The sequence below is a fragment of the Acidisoma sp. genome (assembly GCF_035492295.1).
Taxonomy (GTDB): domain Bacteria; phylum Pseudomonadota; class Alphaproteobacteria; order Acetobacterales; family Acetobacteraceae; genus Acidisoma.
In genome coordinates this window covers 1-9,004 of record NZ_DATJJK010000077.1, presented here as the reverse complement: position 1 = coordinate 9,004, position 9,004 = coordinate 1, and the positions used below count along the sequence as shown (strand labels likewise).

The following is a 9,004-nucleotide window of genomic DNA, read 5'->3' as shown; positions in this document are numbered from 1 at the left end:
GGCGTGCCCGTACTCGTCACCTCGCGCTGCGGCGAGGGGCGCGTGAAACCAGTCTACGGCAATGGCGGCGGCGTTGATCTGGCACATGCGGGCGCCATTTTCGCGGGCGATCTCACCGGTCAGAAGGCGCGCATCCTGCTGTCCGTTCTACTTGGCGCGGAGGGCGTTTTTCCGCTTGACAGTGCCGCGAAGCGCTTTGCCTTCGCTGCCGCCGTCGCGCGGGTCGCCGATTGACCTGACAAGAAAGCGGAGCCGGCGCTGCCGGCCCCGCTTCGTGTTACATCCCCTTCCAGGAGCCGTATTCACCCTCGAAGGCCGCCGCCGCCGCGTAGATCGTGCTCTCGTCCCAGTGCTTGGCTGTCAGCATCGCCCCCACGGGCAAGCCGTCGACACTGCCGCAGGGGATGGACATGGAGGGATGGCCGGTCACGTCGAAGGGCGCGGTATTGGCGATCATTTCGAAGGCCCGCGTGGTGTAAGTGACAAGATCGGCATCCCGCTCGGGGATTTTGCTCGCCACGATCGGCAATGTCGGCATCAGCAGCAGATCGTAGCGTGACAGGGCGTCGTCATAGGCGGCCTTGAGGCGGCGGGCGATGTTCTGCGCCTTGGCGTAAAAGCGGCCGCGATAATGCTTGGTGAAATACTCGCCGATGAACATCGAGATTTTGAGCGTATCGGAAAGATCGTTCGCACGGTCGCGCCAGGATGCGTGCGCATCCATAAGCCCGACGTTGTACTGGCCCTTCCAATTGAAGCCCATGCCGTTGCCGTGCATCATCTGGGCCGTCAGTCCTTCATTGCCGATAGGCGACCAGATGTCCTTGCCGATGCGGTGCATCGGGATTGAAACCTCCTCGACCACGGCGCCGAGGGCTGCAAACTTCGCGGCGGCGGCACGGACCTTTGCATCCACCCCCTCCTGGGAGTTCGCCCAGCCGAAGCCTTCCGTCACGATGCCGATGCGAAGCCCGCGCGCGCCACGGCCGAGCGCCTCGGTATAGGCCGCCGTCGTGCAGCCGGATTGGCGCGGATCGAGCCCATCCGGCCCCGCCAGCACTTCGAGCATGCGCGCATTGTCCGCGACCGTCGCCGTCATCGGGCCGGTATGGTCGATCGTGCTTTCGATCGGCATGACACCGGTATAGGGCACGAGGCCCCATGTCGGCTTCATGCCGACAATGCCGCAGAAGGAGGCGGGGATGCGGATCGAGCCGCCCTGGTCGCCGCCGATCGCCAAGTCGACCTCACCGGCGGCGACCAGCGCGCCGGAACCGGACGAGGAGCCGCCTGCCGAATAGCCCATCCGATGCGGATTGTGCACCGGGCCGAGCGCGCCGGTATGGCTGCCGCCGGACAGGCAGAAGCATTCGCAATGCGCCTTGCCGAGGATGGTTGCACCGGCGTCGAGAAGGCGCGTCACGATCGTCGCGTCCTGATCCGGCACATAGCCTTCCAGCGTCGCCGCGCCATTCATCATCGGCACGCCGGCGAGACAGACGTTGTCCTTCAGCGCGACCGTCTTGCCGGCAAGCGGGCCCGTATCAGCACCCTTCACGGTTGATTTGACATACCAGGCGTTCAGCGGATTGTCCGCGGGCAACGGCTGGTAGCCGGGGGTGCGGGGATAGGTGACGATCGGCTTCTCGTCCGGCAGTTCGTCGACAATGCGATAGGAGGCGACGGCGGCATCCATCATCGCGTGGAAGGTTTCGAGCCGTTCCGGCGACAAGTCCATGCCGAGATCGAAGGCGATCTCCTCGAGCTGTTCCAGCGTCGGTTTCTCGATGCTCATGCGATGGGTCCTTTTCGGAAGGGTCTCGGCCTGATCAGAAGGGAATGGCTTGCGGCCGCTTGATCTCGATCTCGACGAAGGCGATCGGATGCGGCGATCCGTTCATCACATCATGTTGCACGCCGGCGGGGCGATTGTAGCTCTGTCCCTGGACCAGCGGGTTCTCGGCCACGATCTTGCCGTTATGAACGCGCAACAGACCGTCCGTCAGCATGATGACGAAATAGGGCCAGCCGTGCTCGTGCCATCCGGTCGCCGCACCGGGCTCGAAATCCCAGCGCGTGATGCGGAGATCGTCATCGTCGCGCTGCAGGGTGGGGACAGCCGGTATCTCGCAGGAGAAGCTCATCGGGTCGGTGCCTCGGACGGCGGGGAGGGAGGGCTGCTGCCAGGCAGGGCCTGAACGGGTCTCGCGCGGCGGCTTCGGAACGGCCAGGACGATAGCACAGGCGTGGTAGCTGTCATCCCGGGCTGGAACATTTTTCGGCAGTCAGTTCAAAGTGGACATGAAACAGGCAGACGGCGAGGCGGCCAGGACGGTTTTGCACAAAACACGGCCCCCAGGCGCGCCAGCGCCACCCTTTGGGCGGGCGACCGCGCTCTGGCACGAGGCTTGCGAGAAACGATTTTCGCGAGCCGGCCCGGGAGGCCGGTCACCGGACCGAATCAATGCAGGAAGAAACGCATGAGCCGAACCACTGATACACGCCGCGGGTTTCTGAAAATGGGCGCTGCCCTGGGCGGCACTGCCCTTGCCACGCCCTTCATCGCTCGCAACGCCTTTGCCGCCGCCGAGCCGATCAAGGTCGGCTGCCTGCTCGACATGTCCGGGGCGCTCGGCGTCAGCGGTCAGCCGATGCTGCAGGCGACGCAATATGCCGTGAAGGTGCTCAATGACCAGGGCGGCCTGCTGGGCCGGCCGATCAAGCTGATCAATTACGATACCCAGTCCTCCATGCAGCTGTATACACAATATGCTCAGCAGCTGGCGCTGAAGGACAAGGTCGCCGTCGTGCAGGGTGGCATCACCTCCGCCTCGCGTGAGGCGATCCGCCCCATCTTCGATCGCTTCAAGACGCTCTACTTCTACAACACCCAGTACGAGGGTGGCGTCTGCGACCGCGACATCTTCTGCACCGGCACCACGCCCGCCCAGACCGTCAGCCACATCGTGCCTTATGCGCTGAAGAACTGGGGTAAAAAGGTCTACATCGTGGCGGCCGACTACAATTACGGCCACATCACCGCGAAGTGGATGACGAAATACACCCGCGAGGGCGGCGGTCAGGTTCTGGAGACCGACTTCTTCCCGCTCGACGTGACCGATTTCTCCTCGGCCATCAGCAAGATCCAACAGGCCGCGCCGGACGTCGTGCTCTCCGCCATGGTCGGCGCCAATCATCTCGGCTTCTATCGCCAGTGGGCGGCGGCCGGCATGAAAGCCAAGATTCCGATGGCCTCCTCCACCTTCGGTCTCGCGAACGAGCTCAACTCCATGGATGCCTCGGTCACCAACGGCATCGTCTCCGCCTATGGCTGGTATCCGACCGTGAACGCACCCGAAACGACGAGCTTCCTCGACGGCATGACGAAGATGTTCGGCCCCAACCTGCCGATGTTGAGCGAGCTCGATTCCGCTTCCTATGAAGGCATGATGTTCTGGGCAGAGGGCGTGAAGAAGGCCGGCTCGATCGAACGCATGGCGGTGATCAAGGCGCTCGAAACCGGCATCTCGATTGATGGCCCGGCCGGCAAGGCGACCATGGATACGGCGACGCACCACGTGGTCCACAACACGTTCCTCGCCGAGGCGAAGGACAAGAAGTGGGACATCCTGGAGAACTTCCCGGCCTCCCCGCCGGCCGATACGGCGGCTGTCTGCAACCTTCTCAAGAACCCGCGGACGGACAAGCAGTTCGTGGTTGAGGTGAACTAAGTGACCCGGCGGGAGGAGCGGGGCCTGCCCGGCCCCTCCCGCCATTTGCCGCTTTTGGCTTTAGGAGACGAGGCATGGACCTGATAGGCCTTGTTGGCTTCAACGTGCTTGTGGGCATCGGCACGATTGCGCTCATCACCGTGGGGCTCGGCGTGATCTACGGCATGATGAAGATCATCAACCTGGCGCATGGCGAGTTCATGATGCTGGGCGCTTATGCGACCTATGTTTCGACCTCCCACGGCATCAATATCTGGATTGCGATGATCATCATCGCACCGCTTTTCGTGGGCCTCGTCGGGCTCGTCGTGGAACGGTGCCTGATCCGCTTCCTCTATGGCCGCATGATCGACACCATGCTCGCGACCTGGGGCCTCAGCCTCGGCCTCATCGGCCTCATGACCAGCATCTTCGGCAATGACCCCCGCGGTGTCGCCACACCGGTCGGCAGCTTCTCGATCGGCCATTACGCGGCGAGCCTCTACGGTGTCGTCATCATCGTGGTCGCGCTGCTGTCGCTCGCCGGCCTCTACGCCATGCTGCGTTTCACGCGCTACGGGCTCATCGTCCGCGCGACCATGCAGAACGCCAATATGGCGGCGGCGCTCGGCGTCGCACCGCCCACGATCTACATGTCGACCTTCGCCCTCGGCGCGGCGCTGGCGGGGCTCGCGGGCGGCATTCTGGCGCCGATTTCCGGCGTCTCGCCCGTCATGGGCTCCGCGTTCATCGCCAAGGCCTTCATCACCGTCCTCGGCGGCGGTGCGGCGATCGTGACCGGAACCTCGCTCGCCTCCGCGCTGTTCGGGTTCATCAACATCATCGTCTCCTTCAAGTCGACGCCGGTCATTGGCGAAGTGGCGCTGCTCGTCGCCGCCGTCGTCATGATCCGCATTCTGCCCCAGGGCATCACCGGCCGCTTCCTGCGGCGCAGCCTGTGAGTATGGCCATGAAACTCAAGACATTGCCGCGGCCGCGACAGGACGCCGGCTGGGGCGGCGCTATCGCCACCGTCGTCGGGGGATTAGTCATCCTCTTCGGCATGCCGATGGTCACGGGCACCTTCGGCTTGCTGCAGGTGACGGTTTTTGCGGCGCTCGCCATCTTCGCGCTCGCGCAGGGATTCATCTGGGGTTTTGGCGGCATCCTCTGCTTCGGCCAGTCCGCCTTCCTGGGCCTCGGCGGCTATGCTTATGCCATCGGCGCCATGAACATGACCGATACCACGGGCGCGGTGGCGCTCGCCGTCATCGTGCCCATGATCTTCGCGGCGGGCCTCGGCTATTTCATGTTCTACGGCCGCATCTCCGACGCCTATATCGGCGTGATCACGCTGACCGTCACGATCATCCTCTTCAACCTGATCAACTCGACCTCGGGCGACATCTATCATATCGGCGCGGCGCCACTCGGCGGCTTCAACGGCATCCCCTCCGTTCCGCCGCTCAACATTCCCGGCAATCCGGATGATCAGCTCGACCCCACAGGGCTGTGGTACTGCGCCATGGGGGCACTCATCCTCTGCTACATCCTGCTGAAATGGGTGCTCGCGACGCGCTTTGGCCGCGTGGTGGTGGCAATCCGCGAGAATGAGACGCGCGCCCAGTTGCTCGGCTACGATCCGCGCCTGTTCAAGCTGCTGACCTTCGTCATCGGCGCCGGCATTTCCGGTGTCGCGGGCTGCCTTTATACCAATTGGGGCGCCTTCATCAGCCCGACCGTCTTCAGCCTCACCATGTCCGCGCAGGTCATCATCTACGTTCTCGTGGGCGGGCTCGGCACCCTGATCGGGCCGATCCTGGGCGCCGTCGCCATCCAGTATCTCATCACGCTGGCCGGTGGGCAGCATGTTATCGACCCCAACCTGATGCTCGGCATCGTGCTCGTCGCCTTCGTGCTGCTGGTGCCGCAGGGTGTGGCCCCCGTCATCCGCGGCAGCGTCCGCCGCCTGATGCCAAGCCGGTCGGTGGCAACCCCCGCGCAAGCTGAAGTTTCCCAGGGGGCCAGCCAATGAGCGTTCCTCTTCTCGAAGCCCGCAACGTCACCATGCGCTTCGGCGGGGTTGCCGCGGTGCAGGACGTCAACCTCGTGCTGGGCGAAGTCGAGCTGCGTTGCCTCATCGGTCCCAACGGCGCAGGCAAGAGTACCTTCTTCAAGATACTGACCGGCCAGCTGAAGCCCACTGAGGGGGTGGTCCTTTTTCGGGGACAGGACATCACCGGCTCCCATCCGCATGTCATCGCGCGGCTCGGTGTCGGCATCAAGACGCAGGTGCCGAACGTGTTCAACGGGCTGACGGTGCGCGAAGGCATCGGCATCGCGGCGGGACGCAAGAAGTCGCTCCGCCGAGCGCGGCAGATCGTGGAGGAAACGATGGAGCTTCTCCAACTCACCGCGATCGCCGATCGCATGGTGGGCCAGCTCGCGCATGGCCAGCGGCAATGGGTGGAGATCGCGAGCGTGCTGGCGCAGGAGCCGGACCTCATTCTGCTCGACGAGCCCGCCGCCGGCATGACGCATGAGGAAGTGCTGCGCACGGCCGACCTCATTCGTGAGATCAACAAAAAGCAGGCGCTCGTCGTGGTCGAGCACGACATGCAGTTCATCCGCATGATCGGCAAGACCGTGACCGTCTTCAACCGCGGCAAGATCCTGATCGAGAATCAGGTCGATGCCGTGCTCGCCGATCCCGGCGTGAGGGACGTCTATCTCGGAAAGCAGGCGCACTGATGCTCAAGGTCACCGATCTCCGCTCCGGCTACGGTCGCATTCCGATCCTGGCCGGAATCACCCTTTCGGTTGCCGCGGGAGAGTTCGTCGGCATCCTCGGCCATAACGGCATGGGCAAGTCGACGCTGCTGCGCACGCTGATGGGCTATCTGCCGATGACCGGCGGCGAGGCGACATTCGAGGGCACCAACATGAAGGGGCTGTCGTCCACGGCGCGGGCGCGGCTGGGCATCGGTTATGTGCCCCAGGGGCGCGAAATCTTCTCAAGCCTCAGCGTCTACGAGAATCTGCGCATGGGCTGCATCATGGCCCGCCAGGACGAAAAGGCGACGATCGAGCAGATCCTCTCCGATTTCCCGCGTCTCGAACGCCTGCTCGACAGGCCGGGCGGCGCGCTGTCGGGTGGCGAGCAGCAGTTGCTGGCGCTGGCCCGCTGCCTCTGCGGAGGACCCAAATTCGTCCTGCTGGACGAGCCTACGGAAGGCATTCAGCCCTCCATCATCGAGGAGATGATCGAGACACTGCAGAAGCTGGGTCGGGAGCGCAACCTCACGATTCTCCTCGTGGAGCAGAATCTTAGCTTCATCACCTCCCTCTCGCAGCGTGTGCTCATCCTGCAGAAGGGTCTCATCATCCGCGAAGTGCCGCCCCATGTCGCGCAGGATCGGGCGATGATGGAGGAATTCGTCGGCATGGTGTGATTTGGCGTCAAGCCGGGTTACGATTTCTGCGCGGAGCGCATAGCTCCGTCGCGTCCTGCTTGCAGCGTCAATTTATTCGTGCGTAAGCTGAGAAACGTTTCTGCAACATCCTTCTCAGCTCTGGTGGCACCATGATCATTACCTTTGGCTTGGTTGCGCTGTTTTGTGTTGCGGTCATCATCGTTTTGCAGATGGCCCATGTCTCCGACAAATCATTTACCGATTATGCCGTTGCCAACCGCTCCTTCGGGCCTTTCTACCAGGCGATGTCCTTCCTCAATACATGGTGGCCGGGCGGCATCTTTCTGGCCATCACGGGGTTGGCCGCCAGCGGCGGGGTGATTTCCTTCTATTTCCTTGTCTACAGCCTGCTGACCGTGGTGCTGATGTATGTGATGGCGGAGCGGGTCTGGACCTGGGGCAAACTTTTTGACCTGAAAACCCAGCCGGATCTTTTCGCGCTTCGCTACAATTCCCATGGCCTCTCGGTGATCGGCGCCATCGTCGGTATCGTGTCGGGAATCCCCTGGCTGATCCTCGGCTTCAAGGGCTTGGGCGATCTCTTCCAGGCGATGTCCTTCGGCCGCATGGGCGCGACCGAAGCGGTGATCGCCGGCGTGCTGCTGATGGTCATCCGCCAGTTCTGGACGATCCGCATGGGCATGCGTGGCGTCATCCTCTCCGACATGCTGCAGGGAATCGTCGCCTATATCGGCGGCACGGTGATCATCATCGGACTCATCCTCTGGCTCGTCTTCGGCCACGGATTCAGCCTGACGAAGCTGCATCCGGCGCAGGTGACGCTGCCGGGCCTCGGCTCCGCTGTCGGTCCGCTCTATGTCTTCGCCATCATCTTTTCGGGCGCGCTCGGCGGCTGGTGCTGGCCCTCCATCTTCATCCGCCTCTACACGGCGGACAGTGTGCGCAGTGTGCAGCGCGCCGGTGCCTTCGGCGCGCCGCTGTCCTTTTTCTTCGCTGGTGGCCTCGTCATCCTCGGCCTGCTGGCGAGCTTCTTGCCTGAGGTTGCGAAGGCGCCTGAAGCGATGTGGTTCACCGTCTGCCAGATGGCGGGCGGGCCTTTTTTGCTGGGCTTGGGTGGTGTCGTTGTTCTGGCCGCGACCATGGGCAATGTCGACGGCGGCATTCAGGCCTCGGGCGCGCAGATCGCGAATGATATCGTCGGCGTCTACAGGCCGCTCAACCACAAACAGTCGGTCATCATCGCCAAGATCGGCATGCTGGTCATCACCATCGTCGCCGCCTGGCTGTCGACCATCGCCATTCCGCATCTCTTCATGCTGGCGATCCTTTCCTATCAGGGCATCATCCAGCTCGCCGTGCCGCAATATCTCGGCGTCTTCTGGAAGCGCGGCAACAAGGCCGGCGCGATCGGCGGTGTGGTGGTCGGCTTCATCGCCGCTGTCATCCTGCAGAGCCTTTATCCCACCAGCATCGGCTGGGCTTGGGGGCTCACCTCCGGCGTCATCGCGCTGGCCATCAACGCGCTGATCTATGTCGGTTGCGCGGTCTTCCTGCCGGCCTCTGCCGCCGAGAAGACGCGGGTCGAGGGCCTGTTCGAACTGACCTCGTCCAAAACGCCCTCGGCTAGCGCCATCGGCGCGCTGGCACTGAAACCCCGCCGCGCCTAGCCGGCCGCGCCTGATCTCATCACCGCTTTCGGAAAGGTTCGCACAGCCATGCCTCCTGTCACCCCGCGGTCCAGCTTCGTCAGCATCTGGTTCATCCTCGATGCGGTGCTCGCCCTTTTTCCCCCCGTCTATTGGGTGGCGGGCGGGCCGACGCCACTCATCGCCGGCATTCCCTGTTCCATCGTCTATTTCG

Annotated in this window: 8 protein-coding genes and 1 pseudogene; 7 read left to right on the top strand and 2 right to left on the bottom strand. The window is 63.4% G+C overall.

The window, feature by feature from the left end:
- Positions 1–234: pseudogene (locus tag VL752_RS05550) on the top strand (hypothetical protein); the annotation flags it as partial.
- A 43-nt stretch (positions 235–277) separates the two neighbouring features.
- Here the strand turns inward: VL752_RS05550 and VL752_RS05545 are convergent.
- Together VL752_RS05545 and VL752_RS05540 are read right to left on the bottom strand one after the other, a co-directional pair.
- Positions 278–1,795 carry an amidase gene (locus VL752_RS05545; protein WP_325352992.1) on the bottom strand — a complete coding sequence of 506 codons (1,518 nt, stop codon included), beginning with the start codon at positions 1,793–1,795 and terminating at the stop codon, positions 278–280.
- Between the two features lie 34 nt (positions 1,796–1,829).
- Complete coding sequence (locus VL752_RS05540; protein ID WP_325352990.1) at positions 1,830–2,144, bottom strand: cupin domain-containing protein; 315 nt, start codon at positions 2,142–2,144, stop codon at positions 1,830–1,832.
- Between the two features lie 336 nt (positions 2,145–2,480).
- On the opposite strand from VL752_RS05540, the gene VL752_RS05535 reads away from it, so the two are divergent.
- The 6 genes from VL752_RS05535 to VL752_RS05510 all read left to right on the top strand — a co-directional run bounded on the left by VL752_RS05535 (position 2,481) and on the right by VL752_RS05510 (position 8,811).
- Complete coding sequence (locus VL752_RS05535; protein ID WP_325352988.1) at positions 2,481–3,731, top strand: ABC transporter substrate-binding protein; 1,251 nt, start codon at positions 2,481–2,483, stop codon at positions 3,729–3,731.
- A 74-nt stretch (positions 3,732–3,805) separates the two neighbouring features.
- Complete coding sequence (locus tag VL752_RS05530) at positions 3,806–4,672, top strand: branched-chain amino acid ABC transporter permease (RefSeq protein ID WP_325352986.1); 867 nt, start codon at positions 3,806–3,808, stop codon at positions 4,670–4,672.
- Between the two features lie 8 nt (positions 4,673–4,680).
- Entirely contained in the window at positions 4,681–5,745 is a 1,065-nt protein-coding gene (locus tag VL752_RS05525) for a branched-chain amino acid ABC transporter permease (protein ID WP_325352984.1), read from the top strand.
- On the top strand, positions 5,742–6,461 hold the full coding sequence (locus tag VL752_RS05520; RefSeq protein ID WP_325352982.1) for an ATP-binding cassette domain-containing protein: 720 nt from the start codon (positions 5,742–5,744) through the stop codon (positions 6,459–6,461). Before VL752_RS05525 ends, VL752_RS05520 begins: the two co-directional genes overlap by 4 nt.
- Positions 6,461–7,162 (top strand): ABC transporter ATP-binding protein, encoded by a 702-nt coding sequence (locus tag VL752_RS05515; protein ID WP_325352980.1) that lies wholly within the window; start codon positions 6,461–6,463, stop codon positions 7,160–7,162. Before VL752_RS05520 ends, VL752_RS05515 begins: the two co-directional genes overlap by 1 nt.
- A 131-nt stretch (positions 7,163–7,293) precedes the next feature.
- A complete protein-coding gene (locus VL752_RS05510; protein WP_325352978.1) occupies positions 7,294–8,811 on the top strand; it encodes a sodium:solute symporter family protein in 1,518 nt (505 codons plus the stop codon).
- Positions 8,812–9,004 lie beyond the last annotated feature (193 nt).

Bases quoted from the DNA above. Each gene is read 5' to 3' on its own strand.
- VL752_RS05545 (WP_325352992.1), bottom strand. From the start codon at position 1,795: ATGAGCATCGAGAAACCGACGCTGGAACAGCTCGAGGAGATCGCCTTC.
- VL752_RS05540 (WP_325352990.1), bottom strand. From the start codon at position 2,144: ATGAGCTTCTCCTGCGAGATACCGGCTGTCCCCACCCTGCAGCGCGAC.
- VL752_RS05535 (WP_325352988.1), top strand. From the start codon at position 2,481: ATGAGCCGAACCACTGATACACGCCGCGGGTTTCTGAAAATGGGCGCT.
- VL752_RS05515 (WP_325352980.1), top strand. From the start codon at position 6,461: ATGCTCAAGGTCACCGATCTCCGCTCCGGCTACGGTCGCATTCCGATC.
- VL752_RS05510 (WP_325352978.1), top strand. From the start codon at position 7,294: ATGATCATTACCTTTGGCTTGGTTGCGCTGTTTTGTGTTGCGGTCATC.
- VL752_RS05530 (WP_325352986.1), top strand. From the start codon at position 3,806: ATGGACCTGATAGGCCTTGTTGGCTTCAACGTGCTTGTGGGCATCGGC.
- VL752_RS05520 (WP_325352982.1), top strand. From the start codon at position 5,742: ATGAGCGTTCCTCTTCTCGAAGCCCGCAACGTCACCATGCGCTTCGGC.
- VL752_RS05525 (WP_325352984.1), top strand. From the start codon at position 4,681: ATGAAACTCAAGACATTGCCGCGGCCGCGACAGGACGCCGGCTGGGGC.